This window comes from Peribacillus deserti (genome assembly GCF_016909175.1).
GTDB classification, from domain to species: Bacteria; Bacillota; Bacilli; order Bacillales; family DSM-1321; genus Paraperibacillus; species Paraperibacillus deserti.
Window position 1 is genome coordinate 158703 of the sequence record NZ_JAFBFI010000002.1, and the last position, 17613, is coordinate 176315.

16 protein-coding genes and 1 other annotated feature are annotated in these 17613 nt (G+C 40.5%); of the genes, 11 read left to right on the forward strand and 5 right to left on the reverse strand.

Going from position 1 to position 17613, the window contains the following annotated elements; all coding sequences use genetic code 11:
• The first annotated feature begins 99 nt into the window (after positions 1-99).
• The 6 genes from JOC77_RS02960 to arcD all read left to right on the forward strand — a co-directional run bounded on the left by JOC77_RS02960 (position 100) and on the right by arcD (position 5963).
• Positions 100-975, forward strand: coding sequence for a LysR family transcriptional regulator (locus JOC77_RS02960; protein WP_204538360.1), 876 nt, complete (start codon positions 100-102; stop codon positions 973-975).
• A 99-nt stretch (positions 976-1074) separates the two neighbouring features.
• Positions 1075-1233 carry a DUF1540 domain-containing protein gene (locus JOC77_RS02965; RefSeq protein WP_204538363.1) on the forward strand — a complete coding sequence of 53 codons (159 nt, stop codon included), beginning with the start codon at positions 1075-1077 and terminating at the stop codon, positions 1231-1233.
• Positions 1234-1263: 30 nt separating this feature from the next.
• Entirely contained in the window at positions 1264-1416 is a 153-nt protein-coding gene (locus JOC77_RS02970; protein ID WP_204538366.1) for a hypothetical protein, read from the forward strand.
• A gap of 337 nt (positions 1417-1753) precedes the next feature.
• A complete protein-coding gene (locus tag JOC77_RS02975; RefSeq protein ID WP_204538369.1) occupies positions 1754-2494 on the forward strand; it encodes a hypothetical protein in 741 nt (246 codons plus the stop codon).
• Positions 2495-2716: 222 nt separating this feature from the next.
• Positions 2717-4201: a D-alanyl-D-alanine carboxypeptidase/D-alanyl-D-alanine endopeptidase gene (gene dacB, locus JOC77_RS02980; RefSeq protein ID WP_239558592.1), complete on the forward strand. Its 1485-nt coding sequence runs from the start codon at positions 2717-2719 to the stop codon at positions 4199-4201.
• A 340-nt stretch (positions 4202-4541) separates the two neighbouring features.
• Entirely contained in the window at positions 4542-5963 is a 1422-nt protein-coding gene (gene arcD, locus JOC77_RS02985) for an arginine-ornithine antiporter (protein WP_204538372.1), read from the forward strand.
• A 57-nt stretch (positions 5964-6020) separates the two neighbouring features.
• Here arcD and argS read toward each other — a convergent pair whose 3' ends face one another.
• Positions 6021-7712, reverse strand: a complete 1692-nt coding sequence (gene argS / locus JOC77_RS02990) for an arginine--tRNA ligase (RefSeq protein ID WP_204538375.1) — start codon at positions 7710-7712, stop codon at positions 6021-6023.
• Between the two features lie 238 nt (positions 7713-7950).
• Positions 7951-8144, reverse strand: a binding site (T-box leader).
• A 242-nt stretch (positions 8145-8386) separates the two neighbouring features.
• Between argS and galU the strand changes: the two genes are divergently transcribed.
• Positions 8387-9274, forward strand: coding sequence for a UTP--glucose-1-phosphate uridylyltransferase GalU (gene galU, locus JOC77_RS02995; RefSeq protein WP_204538378.1), 888 nt, complete (start codon positions 8387-8389; stop codon positions 9272-9274).
• 53 nt (positions 9275-9327) lie between these two features.
• Here galU and JOC77_RS03000 read toward each other — a convergent pair whose 3' ends face one another.
• Complete coding sequence (locus tag JOC77_RS03000; protein WP_204538381.1) at positions 9328-9480, reverse strand: YpzG family protein; 153 nt, start codon at positions 9478-9480, stop codon at positions 9328-9330.
• Positions 9481-9846: 366 nt separating this feature from the next.
• On the opposite strand from JOC77_RS03000, the gene JOC77_RS03005 reads away from it, so the two are divergent.
• Complete coding sequence (locus JOC77_RS03005; protein WP_204538384.1) at positions 9847-10812, forward strand: S8 family peptidase; 966 nt, start codon at positions 9847-9849, stop codon at positions 10810-10812.
• Positions 10809-11636, forward strand: coding sequence for an endonuclease I family protein (locus JOC77_RS03010; RefSeq protein ID WP_204538387.1), 828 nt, complete (start codon positions 10809-10811; stop codon positions 11634-11636). Before JOC77_RS03005 ends, JOC77_RS03010 begins: the two co-directional genes overlap by 4 nt.
• A gap of 45 nt (positions 11637-11681) precedes the next feature.
• Here the strand turns inward: JOC77_RS03010 and JOC77_RS03015 are convergent, their stop codons facing one another.
• Positions 11682-12197, reverse strand: a complete 516-nt coding sequence (locus JOC77_RS03015) for an acyl-CoA thioesterase (protein WP_204538390.1) — start codon at positions 12195-12197, stop codon at positions 11682-11684.
• A 305-nt stretch (positions 12198-12502) separates the two neighbouring features.
• Here JOC77_RS03015 and JOC77_RS03020 point away from each other — a divergent pair, with 305 nt between their 5' ends.
• Together JOC77_RS03020 and JOC77_RS03025 are read left to right on the forward strand one after the other, a co-directional pair.
• Positions 12503-12907, forward strand: coding sequence for a cytosolic protein (locus tag JOC77_RS03020; RefSeq protein WP_204538393.1), 405 nt, complete (start codon positions 12503-12505; stop codon positions 12905-12907).
• Between the two features lie 737 nt (positions 12908-13644).
• Positions 13645-15798, forward strand: coding sequence for an ATP-dependent Clp protease ATP-binding subunit (locus JOC77_RS03025; RefSeq protein ID WP_204538396.1), 2154 nt, complete (start codon positions 13645-13647; stop codon positions 15796-15798).
• Positions 15799-15846: 48 nt separating this feature from the next.
• On the opposite strand, the gene JOC77_RS03030 is transcribed toward JOC77_RS03025, so the two are convergent.
• Positions 15847-17118, reverse strand: coding sequence for an erythromycin esterase family protein (locus JOC77_RS03030; RefSeq protein ID WP_204538399.1), 1272 nt, complete (start codon positions 17116-17118; stop codon positions 15847-15849).
• Between the two features lie 26 nt (positions 17119-17144).
• Entirely contained in the window at positions 17145-17483 is a 339-nt protein-coding gene (locus tag JOC77_RS03035; protein WP_377337116.1) for a hypothetical protein, read from the reverse strand.
• Between the last annotated feature and the right edge of the window lie 130 nt (positions 17484-17613).

Below are 17613 nucleotides of genomic sequence, written 5' to 3' on the forward strand. Positions count from 1 at the left end.
GATATTAATTATTTTATGGAGAATGATACGGGATAATAATGAAATAAATTCATTATTTATGTTATATTATGAAAAAAAGTAATGTAAAGAGGGATGAGTTTGTCGATTGGCAAATACGAGATTTTTCATACAGTTGTAGAACTAGGCAGTCTTACAAAAGCAAGTGAAGCATTAAATATTTCTCAATCAGGCGTGAGCCATGCTATATCGAGTCTTGAAAAGGAAATGGGTTTTTCTTTATTATCACGTAATAAGGCAGGAATCAAGCTTACAGCTAATGGAGAAAGAATGCTTTTATACATAAGAGAAATTCTCTATATAAACGAAAAAATGCGGCAGGAAGCCGGTGAGATAAAAGGACTAGAAATAGGAACAGTCCGCTTAGGCACCTTTTCATCCATATCTGCAGTATGGCTTCCTGGGATACTTAAAAAATTCATGGAGCAATATCCGCATATCAATGTAGAAATTATGGAAGGAAAGCAGGAGGAATTAGCTCAATGGGTTTCACAAGGCATTATTGATTTTAGTTTTTTATTACTGCCGGCTTCGGAAGCAATTGAGATTTTTCATTTGAAACGGGAAGCGTTATATTGTATTGTTCCCGATTCCCATCCGCTAAGCAGCGAGCCTTCGATAAAGCCAGAAAGACTCAAGCAAGAAAAGTTGATTCTCCAGAATTCGACTCGCGAAAAAATATATAAGGTTTTTAAAAGAAATAAAATGAACCCAAAAATTTCCTTTCACTTGGACGATGAGCAGGCCATTATTTCGATGGTTAAAAATTCAATTGGTACAGCTATACTCCCTGAAATCGCTCTGCATAGCATGCCTGACGGAATAAGAAATATACCTCTCATTGATGATCAAGCCTTTGCTTCTATCGGTATAGGGGCCTTAACTTTAAAGCATCTGCCTCCATCAGCCGAAAAGTTTATAGCAGCTGCTACCTTATGGTTAAACGAGCACTATTAACCCAGTTTCGCCTAATGTATTCAAGCCTAAATTGTAAACACTTGCATGGGATGGTACTCAAAAAGCTTGGTGATGCTAATCTTGAAGGGAGTGATCATAATGGCACAGGATGTATTATGTGAAGTTGCTAATTGTGTTCATAATGTTGGCGGTTTAAAGTGTGCAGCAACTGAGATTTATGTTGTAAGTCATACTGGTGAACGTGCAGACAACAGCCGTGAAACGGATTGTAAAACCTTCGAACCTGGAGAAATGTAAACCAGGAACCATAAGTATAGGGTGTTATATATGAAACCACGTAATAATATCATTGAAGAAACAGAGGGCCGTGTGAATGAATTGTTCGGCCTCAAGCCTGAAGAAAGCCTGGAATCGGTCAACTTTGCAACGACCGAAAACCAGTATTTAAACGAGTATCAGCATGATCGTGAACAAGAGTGAACATAGTACAGTCCTGTCCTTCTAGGACTGTATTTTTTATAAATTGTCTGTGTTAAATTTCATTGTTGATTATCGCATTATGTTGATTGGAACGGATATGCGGGCCAAGGGAGACCCCAGAGGCACAACTGCCGAGGAAGCTCCCGGACCGCCCCGAGGAAAGCGAGTGCCTGCTAGCTGCAATCAACAGGCACGTTTAACAGGGCCAAAAAATTCCTAATTTTTTCAACCTGCATATACGTTTTTTAATTAGCTGCTTTCTGGCTTTATCTGTCAGGAGGATAGCGGGAAAAGGCGGCAATAATATATTAGAACACGTAGAAAGGAAGGGATGACAATGTCATTAGAATGGTTTGATCGAGTAGCTGGTGAATTGCAGGAACACCTAGAGTCTATTTGTGAGAAATATGATCAGATGGGATATATGAGTGTCGAGAGAGGTTCGAAACACCCTCGAATCGAATTTTATGTTGAGACAGAAGATGAAGATGATATTGAAGGCAGAGATTATTTCTTTACGTTAAATTATGATCCAGCTAATGAAGAATTCTACACTGATTCCTTTGAGGCTGAAATGCTAAGTCCCGTAAAAATCGTTTTATCTGATATAGAAGATATCATAGATGCCGTTCATGAAGGCTTTCACGATTACGTAAACGGTGAAGTGGACGATGTAAGCTTTGTAGACGAAGATGAAGATTTTGCTGCTTCAGCAGATGATGATGATTTTGAAGTCGAATATCAATATGCAGAAGATGATTTCGATGGTGACACAGAAACAGTTTACCTCGGAGAAGATGATGACGACACGGAAGTTCTGCAGCAGATTGATGTAGAGTGGGAAACACCAGAAGTTACCGCCTATATGGAAGAAGATGAAGTGGAAGTTACCTACCAATTTGGGATTGTACAAGAAACTGGAGATGGCGTCCTCCGAAGAGTAAACCGCATCTGGACAGATGATGACGAACTCATCAAGGACGAAACAAACTTCATATTCAGCAAAGAAGAAGCTAGCACAATCATTGCCATGATCGCAAGCAACATGGACTCCTTAAGTGAAATGGATTACCAATAACAGGGGACAGTCCCCTATTTCCCTGAGCCGCTGCCTCTAAATAGGCAGCGGTTTTACTTGTGTTTTTATTGGGGACTGTCCCTATTACCCGGCCTTTTTTTAGGGTTTACTGTATATATTAGGATAAACATAAAAACACTACTTTTTCCTCATCTGCAAAATAAAGGAAAATGATGTTTGAATAAAGAAATCTTATTCATTACATATGGAGGTGAAATGTTTTTGAAAAAAGAGGTAAAAATAGTTCTGGTGACCTTGGTTATTGCGTTTTCGGTAATTATACCTTTCTTCCACGAAAAAGAAGAAGGAGTGAAAGCCGATGAAGCTGGGAGTCCCCTGGCCCATGAATTAAATACGCTGTTAAATAATGATCCTCTGCTGCAGGGAGCTCTGGCAGGAGTGAGTATCCGCTCAGCTGATACAGGCAATTTGCTGTATGACCATATCGGGGATCTGCGTCTGCGTCCAGCTTCTAATATGAAGCTGCTGACTAGTGCAGCTGCATTAGCCGCTCTTGGCGAGGATTATAGATTTAAAACCGAATTATTAACCGACGGCAGTATAAAGGGAAAAATACTTAAAGGCAATCTATATTTAAAAGGAAAAGGAGATCCTACTCTTCTTGAGAAAGATCTGGATAACATGGCAAAGAAGTTAAAAGACAGGGGAGTGAAGCTGATTTACGGAAATTTAATCAGTGATGATTCCTGGTACGATGATTCCCGCTATTCCATGGACTTACCTTGGAGCGATGAAATGGAATATTACGGAGCGCAGATCTCGGCTCTTACTTTGTCACCGAACGAAGATTATGATGCAGGGACCGTTATTGTAAATATAAATGGAGGTGAATCGGCCGGAAAAGCAGCTTCAATCGAATTAACTCCTAAAACGGATTATGTAAAAATCGTTAATAATGCGAAAACAGTGGCTGAAGGAGGTACTAAAAAAGTAAGTATTGTCCGCGAGCATGGCACCAACACAATAACAGTCGAAGGAACCATCCCTTTAAAAGCAGCACCCGTTAAAAAGTGGATCGCTGTTTGGGAACCATCCGGATATACACTGGATGTATTTAAGGACTCATTAGAGGAACAGGGAATTAAGATAATTGGAAAAGAAAAGAAAGGAACAGCGCCAGAAGGAGCACAGAATGTTAACACACATGAATCCATGTCACTAAATGAAATGTTTGTTCCCTTCATGAAACTAAGCAACAATACTCATGCTGAACATTTAGTCAAAGAAATGGGCAAGGTGGTAAAAGAGGAAGGCAGCTGGTCGAAAGGGCTTGAAGTTATTAAAGAAGAGCTTCCTAAATACGGTGTAAATGTAAAAACACTCGTCCTGCGAGATGGTTCAGGACTTTCGCATGTAGATCTTATTCCGCCAAACGAGATAACCAAATTGCTCTACTCAGTGCAGGATGAAGAATGGTTTTCTTCCTATTTGAATTCATTGCCTGTAGCTGGAGCTAGTGACCGGATGGTTGGAGGTACATTAAGAAACAGGCTGAAACATGCACCTGCTATGGGAAATATCAGAGCGAAAACAGGATCTATTTCCACGGTGAGCTCTTTATCCGGTTATGTGAAGACAAAAAGCGGAGATAACCTAATTTTTTCAATCATGTTAAATAATATGGTGGATGCGTCAAAAGGAAAGGAAATAGAAGATAAAATAGCAACCATCCTGGCGAACCAATAAAGGAATGAACGAAGAGAGCTGCACACGCAGCTCTTTTTTATTTTGGTGAAAATTTGCACGAAGATGCGCAGTTGTGCCAGAACTAACCGTAATGCTGTTTTTGACCGTATTTTCAGTTTTGTGAACGATATAGCAAGTTTGCATCTTTTTGCAACTTTGTGAACGTTTGCTGTTTTGTGCGAAAGCACATTAGGTGTAAATCAAAATTAGGCAGACGATAGTTTTCTAAAGGCCCCTTGTACCAGAGGTTTTATACATAAAATCTATAGCCGGGGAAACTCTACAAATCATAGGTAGTTTAAAGCTGCATAACAGTCCATCATCGAAAGGGCAGGTTAACATGGAAGAACCAAGTTTAAAAAGCGAAAGTAAATTAGGGCAATGGCCGCTGATTGCACTCGTCATAGGATCTGTTATTGGCGGAGGAGCCTTTAATCTGCCAAGCGATATTGCACAGGGGGCAAATACTGGCGCAATCCTAATCGGCTGGCTTATCACAGGTATCGGTATATTAGCATTGGGATTAAGCTTTCAAAACCTCAATAATAAACGGCCGGAACTGAAGGGGGGCATATTTGCGTATGCTAGAGCCGGCTTCGGACAATTTATGGGGTTTAACAGCGCATGGGGGTATTGGTGTTCTGCGTTTTTGGGGAATGTAGCGTTTGCAACTTTGTTCATCAGTGCGCTCAGTTATTTTTTTCCTGTTTTTAATGGCAGGAATATAGCATCCATTATAGGTGCTTCAATTATCCTTTGGGTTGTTCATTTTCTAGTTTTGCGAGGGGTTAAGTCTGCTTCTCTAGTTAATACTGCGACGACTATTGCCAAACTCATTCCTATATTAATGTTTGTGATCCTGGGGATCCTAGCCTTTCAGGTGGATATTTTTACTGCGGATTTTTGGGGGACGGCATCCTTCAGTTTGAAGTCATTGCAAAATCAGGTAAAGAGTACCATGCTAATTACTTTATGGGTTTTTGTCGGGTTTGAAGGGGCTGTTGTCTTATCCGGCAGAGCCAAGAATCACAGGGATGTAGGCAGAGCTACAGTCATTGGTCTATTGTGTACATTAACGATTTATATATTAATATCTGTTATTTCTGCAGGAATTATGAAGCAAGAAGAACTGGCAGGATTAAATAACCCTTCACTTGCGTATGTTCTGGAACATGCCGTAGGAGAATGGGGAGCTGCACTTGTTAACATAGGTTTAATCATTTCTGTTTTGGGGGCTTGGCTGGGCTGGACTATTTTAGCGGCCGAAATTCCTTATATTGCTGGAAAAGAGAAGGTATTTCCGAGTTTTTTCAGTAAAGAAAATAAGAATTTGTCTCCAAGCCGGTCGCTCTTTTTATCTAATTTACTCATTCAATTGTTTCTGCTGACATTTTTAGTATCTGAAAAGCCCTATCAGTTAGCCTATTCTTTGGCATCATCAGCTATTCTAATTCCTTACCTATTTGCCGCTTTTTATCAAATCAAATATTCTTTTCATGATCAAAGCCCGGATAAAACAAGAAACCTGGTAATTGGAAGCATAGCTGCAATCTATTCCATTTGGCTGATTTACGCGGCAGGGCTAAGCTATCTCCTCCTGACATTACTTTTATATCTTCCGGGAATCGCTGTTTATATTGCAGCACAAACCCAGTATAAGAAGCAGATCTTCTCAAGGAATGAAGGAATGGTAGCTGCAGTCATTGTAGTTATGGCCATTACTGCTTTGGTCATGCTTTACCTTGGTAAAATTTCTGTATGAATTTAATTAACACATAGAAAAAAGCTGATTTTTTACAGAAATCAGCTTTTTACTGTCTTACATTTCCTCAGGTGCTGCAATTCCAAGAAGAGCCAAACCTTCTTTAAGTACGATTGCCGCTGCTTCTACCAATTGCAGCCTGGTTTGCAGCTCTGCGTTTTCTTCAAGTATTCGGACATTTCCGTAATATCTGTTAAATGCTTGTGCAAGGTCAATTAAATACTTAGATACAATGGAAGGTTCATATTTATGATAAGCGCGTTCTACTGCTTTTGGAAAATCAATCAGCAGTTTGATAACTTCCCAGGCCAGCGGATCTTTCAATCCTGCCGTCGGATCTAACTTGGTAAGGATTGAGGCCTTTCTAAGGATAGAGCGCGCACGGGCGTAGGTATATTGCAGATAAGGTCCGGTTTCTCCTTCAAATTTAAGCATATCTTCAAGTGAAAATTCTATTGTATTCATCCGTTCATGATGGAGATCATGGAAGATGACCGCTCCAACTCCAACCTGGCGTGCAATTTCGGCCTTATTTTGGAGATGAGGATTTTTAGCCAGAATATTCCTTTCGGCGAGCTTGATAGAATCTGACAGTACATCCTCCAGTAACACCACTTTCCCTTTACGGGTAGACATTTTTTTACCATCCTTTAAAATCATGCCGAATGGAACGTGGACAATATGATCTGACCATTGAAGTCCCAGCTTCTTTAAGACAAGCTTAAGCTGTTTAAAGTGAAGAGTTTGTTCATTTCCAACAACATATACTGCCTGTGCAAAATCATATATTTGATGGCGGTAGATTGCTGCAGCCAGATCTCTTGTAACATACAGAGTAGCTCCGTCTGATTTCTTAATCAAAGAGGGAGGAAGATTTTCTTCATCCAGCTTCACAACCATTGCTCCCTGGTCTTCTACGAGCAGGCCGCTGTCATCAATCATTTTTACTGCATCATCCATTTTATCATTGTAAAATGCTTCACCTTGATAGGAATCGAACTGAACGTTCAGCAGATCATAAATTTTATTGAATTCTTTTAAGGATTCTTCCCGGAACCATTTCCAGAGGCGAAGTGCTTCTTGATCCCCATCCTCCAATTTCTTAAACCATTCACGGCCCTGACGCTCGAGGCCAGGATCTTTCTCTGCTTTCTCGTGAAAATCAATATAGAGCTTTAGAAGTTCCTTGATAGGATTTTCCTTAACCTTTTGTTCGTCTCCCCAGGCTTTATACGCAACAATCAGCTTTCCAAATTGTGTTCCCCAGTCACCCAGATGGTTTATTTTTATCGGAGTGAATCCGCATTTCTGCAAAATATTTGCAAGGGCATTTCCGATCACCGTTGAACGGAGGTGCCCCATTGAAAAAGGTTTTGCAATGTTTGGCGATGACATATCAATAGGAATATTTTTTCCGCCGCCCATTTCGAGGTCACCGTAGTGATGCTTTTTTTCAAGAATCTCTAATAAAACATCATGGCTTACTTTTGATTTATTAAGGAAAAAATTGACGTAAGGACCTGCTGCAGACACCTTTTCAAATAAATCGCCTCCAAGCTGTCCTGCCAGTTGTTCGGCTATTACAGCAGGAGATTTTTTCATGCTCTTAGCTAAACTGAAACAAGGGAAAGCAAGATCTCCGTGTTCAGCAAACTTTGGTGCCTCGATCAGTTTCAAAACATCCTCTATAGTAAGCTCGAGTTTTAGATTCTGAGAAATATGTTCAGCTAGATTTTGCTGGTAGTCCATTTAATAACCTCCTTATTTCTTGTGAAAATGGCTCTGTTAAAGCTCAATGTTGATATTGGCACTATGTTGATTGGAACGGAAGGCGCGAGACTCCTGCGGGAAAAGCGAGTCAAGGGAGACCCCACAGGCGTTTCACGCCGAGGAGGCTCCCGGACCGCCCGCGGAAAGCGAGTGCCTGCAGTGGAAATCAACAGGCATGTTTAACAGAGCTTTGAAAATAAAAAAATCCCGTCTCTATATAAGAGACGAGATGTACCCGCGGTGCCACTCTACTTGTTCATTTATAATGAACCACTTAACTTTTTAACGAGGTTCTGCCCCCGGCTTTCGCATTTTAGAAGTGCGCTTCACAAAGTGTCTGATATCGGGCTCTCACCATCCCCGATTCGCTTAAGTCATAAACTTTGCTACTTTCTTCATCATAAATTTTATTTGTATAAGTTTGTAAAGATTATAGCGGCTTTTAAACCGGTTTACAAGAGGGTTAATATCTTTATTTTCTGATAGCTGCAGGACAAGGTTCATCATTTTTTGAGGTTTATTAAACATGTAGAAGAAATTCATGTTGAGGCTCTTCCGCGAATATATTGGGCTATATAAACTAAAAGCCAGATTCTTCACGTACATACGGATTTCTGGCTCATATTATTGGATACAGAAAGTAGGGAAGTCTAATGAAAGTGAAAAAAGCGGTGATACCTGTAGCTGGGCTTGGCACCCGTTTTTTGCCGGCTACAAAAGCTCAGCCAAAGGAAATGCTGCCGATCGTAGATAAACCAGCCGTACAATATATCGTGGAAGAAGCGGTCCAATCCGGGATTGAAAGTATTATCTTCGTTACCGGGCGCAATAAGAAGTCCATAGAAGACCATTTTGATAAATCTGCGGAACTAGAACAGCTGCTTGAATCAAAAGAGAAATACGATATGCTCGAGCAAGTGAAGCAGATTTCTTCCCTCGCACATATTCATTATATCCGCCAGAAAGAGCCTCTTGGCTTAGGGCATGCCATTCTTTGTGCGCAAGCCTTTGTAGGAAATGAACCATTTGCAGTCCTTCTCGGCGACGATATTATGGTATCTGAAACCCCGGCTTTGAAACAGCTGATTGAGGTTTTTGAAATGTGCGACAAGCAGATTATTGGAGTTCAGCAGGTTGAACCTTCAGAGGTATCTAAATACGGAATCATACATCCTGGAAGTAAGAAAGATTCTATATATACAGTTGAAGATCTGATTGAAAAGCCCTCGATTACAGAAGCTCCTTCCAATGTAGCGGTAATGGGGCGGTATATTTTAAAGCCTTCTATTTTTCCAGTACTTGAACGAACCGGCAAAGGCGCTGGAAATGAAATTCAGCTGACAGATGCACTGCGAGCTGCAAAAAAAGAGGAACAGCTGTTAGCCAGGGAACTGATAGGCAAACGATTTGATATAGGTGATAAGCTTGGTTATATAAAAGCCATTACAGAGGTAGGGCTCAAAAGACCCGAGCTCCGGCTGCAGCTTCTTTCATATTTCGAAAGACTGCTGATACAAGAGACATCAGCAGCCAGGAAATAAGCTGAGGACAGAAAAAAAAGACGCAGCCGCGTCTTTTTCCTACTTACAAGTCCTTACCAGCGGTGTGCCTTTGCGTTGCTTCTTAAGATAATGTTGGTCTTTGACATGGCAGTATGTCCATTAACTTGAGATTTAGCACGTTTCGGTCTAGTCCAATTATGATGAAATAGCTTAGAATGCGGGTCCAGAGATTCCCTGTAACTCATCTAATCACCTCATCTGGCAGGATTGGAAAAGCTGATCTGATATTCGATAAGGGAATATCAGTTTATATAATGTGTCTGTTTCATAAATTTAGCCTTATAAGACCGTGTGTAAATAATTCCAACTGGTCATGAATTGACAATGTTAGACATATTTTTTATCAATCTCAAACTTTGGGAGTAGTTATTCAAGGGATTTTGTAGAATTTATCCTTCTTCTGATACTGTTTAGTTAGTTAGAAAATTGTTAATATTTAGCTAACAACAAGAATCCGCTCTAAATTTCTCCAGGCGGCTCTTACCGCCATATTTAGTCCGACCTTCAAACCTGCGTCTTGAAGGATCATTTTTTCTAGAGGAGGAAATGCAATGGAGCAAGTTGTCCGAGTTATTCCGTACAAATTTGTAGAGCATGTTGAAGAGGCTGTAGAGGTACCAAAAGGAATTGAACTGATCCAGGCTCCTAAAGTGTGGGAGCAGACTAAAGGGAAGGGAATGACCATAGCAGTATTAGATACAGGCTGCGACATTACCCACCCGGACTTAAAGGACAGAATTAAGGGTGGAAGAAACTTTACCAAAGATGACAGCGGAAATCAAAATATCTATCAGGATTATAATGGCCATGGAACACATGTGGCAGGAACGATCGCAGCCTCGCTTAACCAAAAAGGAGTTATAGGAGCTGCCCCTGAAGCAGACCTGCTTATTATAAAAGTTTTAGATAAAAATGGCTCAGGACAGTACGAGTGGATCAAGAACGGAATTCTGTATGCGATTGAACAGAAAGCGGATGTTATTTCCATGTCTCTAGGAGGACCTTCGGATGATCCTGACTTGCACGAAGCTATCAAAAAGGCAGTGCAAAATCATATTCTGGTTGTCTGTGCTGCCGGCAATGAAGGCGATGGCGATGATAAGACTGACGAACTTGGATATCCGGCCTGTTATAACGAAGTGATAAGTGTAGGGGCAATCAATCTTGAACGCAGATCCTCCCAATTTACAAATTCCAATAACGAAGTAGACCTGGTTGCACCGGGAGAAGATATTATTTCAACTTACTTGAATGGAAAGTATGCTAAGCTAAGCGGTACATCTATGGCTGCTCCTCATGTATCAGGAGCGCTTGCCCTCATTAAAGTTGTGGCTAATGAGAACTTCGGCAGAAATCTAACTGAACCGGAACTATATGCCCAGCTTATCAAGCGTACCATTCCTCTTGGTCATTCTGCCAAGCTGGAAGGAAATGGGCTGCTGTACTTAACCGCACTAGATCATTTAAAGGATATTTTTAAAGAGCAAGTCTCGATGCAGCCGGTTAGCTTTAGATGAACGGTGAAGAAATTGACCGCAACGGATGGATGGAAGCTAAAGCCAGTTTTTACGCCTTCCAGGAACGAGAATACTACGATGAATCCCAGGATGAGAAAATTAAAGAAGCTTATTATCAACAAATCACTTTTGAAGATAAAAAACTAGAGGACAATCTGCATGTACTGCTTGAAGGTACACATACACAACAGTTAAACTATTCACCGCACCGCTATGTATACCCCTGGGTTGATCTCCACGAAAATGGGCAGCTAAAAAGCCTTTATTCTGGAGAAGAAATGGACCCTCTGCATGTGATTGAAGCAGACTTAAAGTTACTGGCTCAAATCCAATCAGGTGAGGCGTCTATTTTATCAGGGGAAATAAAGTTTAACTGTGAGCATGTGGTCCCACAGTCCTGGTTTGATAAGAAAGAGCCGATGAGGGGAGATCTGCATCATTTGTTTGCCTGTGAACCTTCCTGCAACTCGAGCCGGGGAAATTCTCCATATTACGATTTCCCTTCCTATTCACCTTCTGCTGCTAGGATTCGAACGGGATGCGGGATGGCCGAAGACGGAAAGTTCGAGCCCGAATATGGTAAAGGCGTTGCAGCCAGAGCTGTTTTATACTTTTATTTAAGATATAAAGGGACCGTTTCTATAGAACATTTGATGAATTTTGAAGTGCTGAAAAAATGGAACGCCGAATTTCCAGTCAGCCTCTATGAAAAACATAGAAATGCAGCAATATATGAACTCCAGGGAAATCGAAATCCGTTTATTGACTTTCCAGGTTTAGCCGAAAATATAAATGTCTTCAATAAAATCGCAAAAACCCTCTGACAGCTGTCTTCCAGAGGGTTTTTTTTTTGACTATGTTAAATTTTATTAAGACCAGGGCTTATCCACTTTGATAAAATCTGCAAGGTCCTTACTGTTGATCCGTCTCATTTTACGGATTTTAGCACGCTCATCACCGGTCTCGTGCAGCTTCTTTTCTTCTTCTGTCTGCGGTATCACAGCCGGAACAGAGCACGGCGCGCCATTTTCATCTAGAGCAACAAAGGTTAAAAATGCTGTAGCAGCAATTCGTCTATAACCTGTTCTAAGATCCTCAGCGATCGCCTTGACAAACACTTCCATTGACGTTCGGCCTGTATAAGAAACATAAGCTTCCAGACAAAGTGAATCATCCGGATAAACCGGCCCCAAAAAGTCTACAGAATCTGTAGAAGCCGTTACCACTTCACGCCGGGAATGTCTTCTCGATGCAATGGCAGCTACTGCATCCATCTTCTTCATTAAGACTCCGCCAAAAAGAGTATTATGATTATTTGTATCATTGGGAAGAACAAGATCCGTGTGAACTACTTTAGATGCCGAACAAAATAACTCTTTTATCATGGCTTCATCTCCTATAACCTATTCTTTCTTATTATTATACCTCTAACCTGAGTCAAAATTGAATTTTAAAAATCAATTCAAGACTACCAGAAGATTGGCAGAAAAACTAGTGGAAATAAGGCTGAGGATTTTATTCTAGTGGTTGTACGAAAATATAATAGCAGGGGAGGAAGGGTAGACTCTATCTTCAATCATTCATATCTCTAAAAAATCAAAGGGAAATTACTCTTGATGCTATAAAATAGCAAAATAAGGGTATGTTACAAGAGTATTCATCTATTAGGCAGACGAAAGGGAGGATAACCATGAATTCTTTTGTAGTCAGTTTTCATCAAGAAGATAATGTAGATACTATGCAGGTTCAAAAACTAAATGATACGGAATTTGATCAAGCTACAGAGGGCGGTGCCAGGCATCTATTTGATTTAGATACTAATATTGGCTATTTTGTCTTTATGGATGCAGAAGATATCGACGGTGATGTATCACACCTAATGATTCAGTTTGAAGGGGACAATGAATCACCGAGTGCATATTACTCCTTCTCATTACCAGATTTTTATGAGTTCATGGCCTTATTTTTAAGCGGACAGGAACCTGAAGATGAGGAAGAGGGCGGGGACGAAGATGATCAAGAGTATGGTCCAATGCAGCATTTGGGACACCTTTTACATCACATCGTTGAAGAAGGAAATTCTTTAAAGCCGTAATAGCGGTCTTATTAAGGATTTTATGTTTATAAAAAAATTTTACAGTGGCCCTATTTAGGGTCCTTTTTATTGGTTTCAAGTAAAAGATTTAAAGAGCAAATAGTTAAGAAAATGCTTGGTAGTTTGAGGATTTTATATCCGGCGGCCAAGATGGTTCAATATAATTAATTTTTATAAAATCCCCATAAATATTAAAATACCTCCGTAAATTTCTAAAACCCCCATATATTTCGATTTACCCCTCCAAAAATTGAATTTTCCCCGTAAATTCGTAAAATCCCAATAAAGTGCAGGATGACATCTATTTAATAACCAGATGTACAACAAAATATAGAATATGGAAACTAACAAACAGAGCTGCTAGACGATATTTTTACTTTAAACACTCCTATTTTTATTAAATTTATACAAAACCTAAACTAAGTGAGAAAGATCTTGTTCTATATTTCTTTTATTTGATAAGCTCCACAAAGTTCTTTATAGGTAATCACTGGTTCACGGTTATATCTAGAGTGGATTAAATCATTTCTATTTGGGTAAATATGAACACAAACAGTTTATAATGACTTACGTTATCTTTGATTCAAAATAAATTTATACATAACACTTGAAAGTCAAAGAAGGTCAATGTATAATAAAAACAGATAGTCAAATATAGTCAAAGTCAGAAAGACCTTTCCACAGACCTAAAAACTAATAAAATACTAAATATAAAAAATTACTAGGAGGAGACACATATGCATTGTGAAAAGTGTCATACAAACCAAGCAGATTTTCAGTTTCGTGTTAATTTCAATGGCAGACAGCAGGACTTCCATTTGTGCTCCGCTTGTTTTAAAGAAGAACGAAATAAATTAGGAGCTGCAATGGGCGGTTCTAATTTTAGCAGCATGGGGAATTTTGATTTTGATGATTTCTTTAAATCATTTGGCCAAACGCCTCATGCTTCTAATTATTCAGATCATACTCATGGAGAACCAAAAACTCAACAGCGCGGGGGCGGAGGCCTTCTTGATAAATATGGACGTAATCTTACCCAGCTTGCAGACGCAGGTCTTATAGATCCAGTGATCGGCCGCGAAGATGAGGTAAACAGGGTTATAGAAATTCTGAATAGACGCAACAAAAATAATCCTGTTCTAATCGGTGAGCCTGGGGTAGGTAAAACAGCCATAGCTGAAGGATTTGCACTTAAAATCTCTGAAGGCAAAGTGCCAATGAAGCTTCGTTCTAAAGAGGTATATATGCTGGACGTTGCTTCTCTTGTTACTAACACAGGAATTCGCGGTCAATTTGAAGAAAGAATGAAACAATTAATATCTGAATTGCAGGAAAGAAAAAATGTCATTTTATTCATAGATGAAATTCACCAGATTGTTGGCGCAGGTTCTGCTGAAGGATCTATGGACGCTGGAAATATCCTTAAACCGGCCCTTGCACGAGGTGAGCTTCAATTAGTAGGAGCAACAACGCTTTCCGAGTACCGGAAAATTGAAAAAGATGCAGCCCTGGAACGCCGCTTCCAGCCAGTACAGGTTGATGAGCCCACACCAGCGGAAGCTCTTCAAATTTTAGAAGGCTTAAAAGAGCGTTATGAATCCTACCATCAAGTATCTTATAGTAACCAGGCTTTGACTGCAGCAGTAGAGCTTTCTCACCGTTATATTCAGGACCGTTTCCTCCCAGATAAAGCAATTGATTTAGTTGATGAAGCAGGATCTAAACTGAACTTAACGATTGATGGCGGGCAGGAGGTAGATATTAAAGAACGCCTTGCTCAAATCCACAATGACAAAGAGAAAGCTCTTAAAGAAGAAGCTTATGAGACTGCTGCTAAATTAAGAGATGAAGAAGAAGAGCTTGAGAACATGCTGAAAAATGGCGGTGCAGCAAGCAAGCTTGAGGTTACTGTTGAGCATATTCAAGCATTAATCGAACAAAAGACCGGAATTCCAGTAGGCAAGCTTCAGGAAGACGAGCAAGTAAGAATGAACCGTCTGCAGGAAGAACTCTCCAAGAAGGTAATTGGCCAGGAGGAAGCTGTTAAGAAGGTTGCGAAGGCAATCCGCCGCAGCCGCGCAGGTCTTAAGTCCAAAACCCGCCCAATCGGTTCTTTCTTGTTTGTGGGTCCGACCGGTGTAGGTAAAACCGAGCTTACTAAAACACTGGCTGAGGAACTATTTGGTTCTAATGATTCTATGATTCGTCTCGATATGAGTGAATACATGGAGAAACACAGTGTTTCTAAATTAATCGGTTCCCCGCCTGGATATGTAGGCCATGAGGAAGCTGGACAGCTGACAGAAAAAGTCCGCCGCAAGCCTTACAGCATTATCCTTCTGGACGAAATTGAAAAAGCACATCCAGATGTTATGCATATGTTCCTTCAAATCTTAGAGGACGGCCGTCTAACAGACAGCCAAGGGCGCACTGTTAACTTTAAGGATACAGTAATTATCATGACAAGTAACGCAGGAGTGGGAGAGAAAAGAAAAGTTATGGGCTTTGGTGCTGCTAACTCCGCTTTAGAGCAGGCATCCATTCTGCAGGCTTTAGGCAGCTACTTTAAACCGGAATTCCTTAATCGTTTCGACAGTATTATTGAATTCTCTGAATTAAATAAAGAAGATATTCTTAAAATTGTAGATATTATGCTTAATGAGCTTTATCAAACAATTGCGGAACAAGACTTTACTCTAGAAGTAACAGTTGCTGCTAAGGAGAAATTAGCTGAACTTGGCTACCATCCAGCCTTTGGGGCTCGACCGCTGCGTCGTGTTATTCAAGAGCAGCTTGAAGATGGCATCGCAGACTTTATCTTTGAAAAGCCTGAAGTGAAGAATCTTAAAGCAGTTGTTGAAGAGGGTAAACTAGTAGTAAAGGAAGCTTAATAATAGAAAAAGCCTTAATAACAGTCTGCTGTTATTAAGGCTTTTTTGTCACATGGTTATAGGAGCTTTTTCAATTGTGATCGGGTGAAGAGCTTTAGTTTGATTGATAAAAATAAAAGCATCATATCGATCTGACATAATGGAAGGTACATAATTGCCGAAACGCTCATATTCAGGCTTATAGACGACCCCGATGGCTCTATGCCCGATTTTTTCTTTGAATAGATGCCTGTTATCCTCATTAAAGAACAGCATTTTATCATACCCGCCTGCTTGGTGCATGGCATCTTCCCAGCTGCCTCTCATGGCAGAGGGAACTTTTTTCACATCGTAATTGACTCCCCACTCATCGGCTGCAATGACGGTACCACTGTGAGTTCCAAAACCAACAACATATACATGACCTGGAGGATTTTGCTCCCGGATTATTTGGCCTACATTAATCATGCCGGCATCTTTCATATCTGTCGCACTGGCATCGCCCACATGAGTATTATGCTCCCAAACAATGGCTTTTCCCGCAGAACCGTAAAAATCCATTATTTCATTTAAGGCATCCACCATATGCATATCGCGGATATTCCAAGAACGCTCATCATGAACGACCATTGTGCGGTAGTAATTCTCGGCATTATAGACAGCCATCGCGTTAACTTGCAGATTTAGATTCAGCTCCTCGTGATGAGGATACACTTCCTTTTTCCTCTGGATTGTTGTCAGGAGCTTTGCGACTTCATCAATACAGCCTTCATTATAGATCCCGGCTGAAACGGCATATTCTTCGTTTTGGCGGTTAAAAGGCTCAAAACAGGTGAATGCCTGTTTAGCTGCTTCAAGGTCGGGTGAATCAATTTCTTTTAAATAACGGATTACTTCATCCATGGACTCCCATAGACTGTAGACATCAATCCCATAAAAACCAGCCTTCACCTGTGACTGCCTGGATTCATTATATTCTTTCATCCACTCAATAAGGTCTATAATTTCTTCATTAGCCCACATCCAAGTGGGCCATCGGTCGAAGCTTTTAAGCACAGCACGAGCGGACCTGGAGTCCTTGTCATACCCTTTAACATAGCGGTTGATTGCCTGGCATGCCGGCCAATCCCCTTCAACAGCTACAAAGGTAAATCCTTTGTCTTTGATAAGCTTCTTCGTTATTTCGGCACGTGTTGTATAAAATTCAGAAGTACCGTGTGAAGCCTCTCCCAGTAATACAAACCTTGGGTCACCCATTTGTTGGATAAGTTTGTCTAAATCGGCAGATCCAGTCAGGGGAACTGAATGGTCCTTAATTGCTTGAATAAGGTTTCTCTCCATATCGTAAAGCCTCCTGTTTGTTGCCATTAGCGTTTATATTCTGCATTATAGGAATTCCCTCCAGCATGTACAGATAACAATGTATCTGCATAACCAACAAGGCGGTTAACCAGCTCGTCTGCGATGGAATATACGAGCTGGAAATTATCCTGCTGATATAAATCAGGATCATCAAGGATTACTGTAGTATTAATAAACATGTCTCTGTTTCCATATAGATTGTAGTGCACAATAACCTTGCCGGCCGCTCCGCCCGTTACTGGGTCTTTGAATCCCGGAATAAACACATACCATTCCTCAGCAGTTGCGGATCTGAAATTCTTTGTAAACGTAATTTGATCCGTTACCGCCTTGATTTTCGCCATTTCCTCAGGATTTAAATCCCTTAAATTTTCCTTTTCCATTTCTCCACCTCAGCAAACCCTAAAATAAATCCCTGCTTTTTAGATTTTCCCAAGCTAAAGTATTCTATAAAACCAATTCGGGAAATAAACA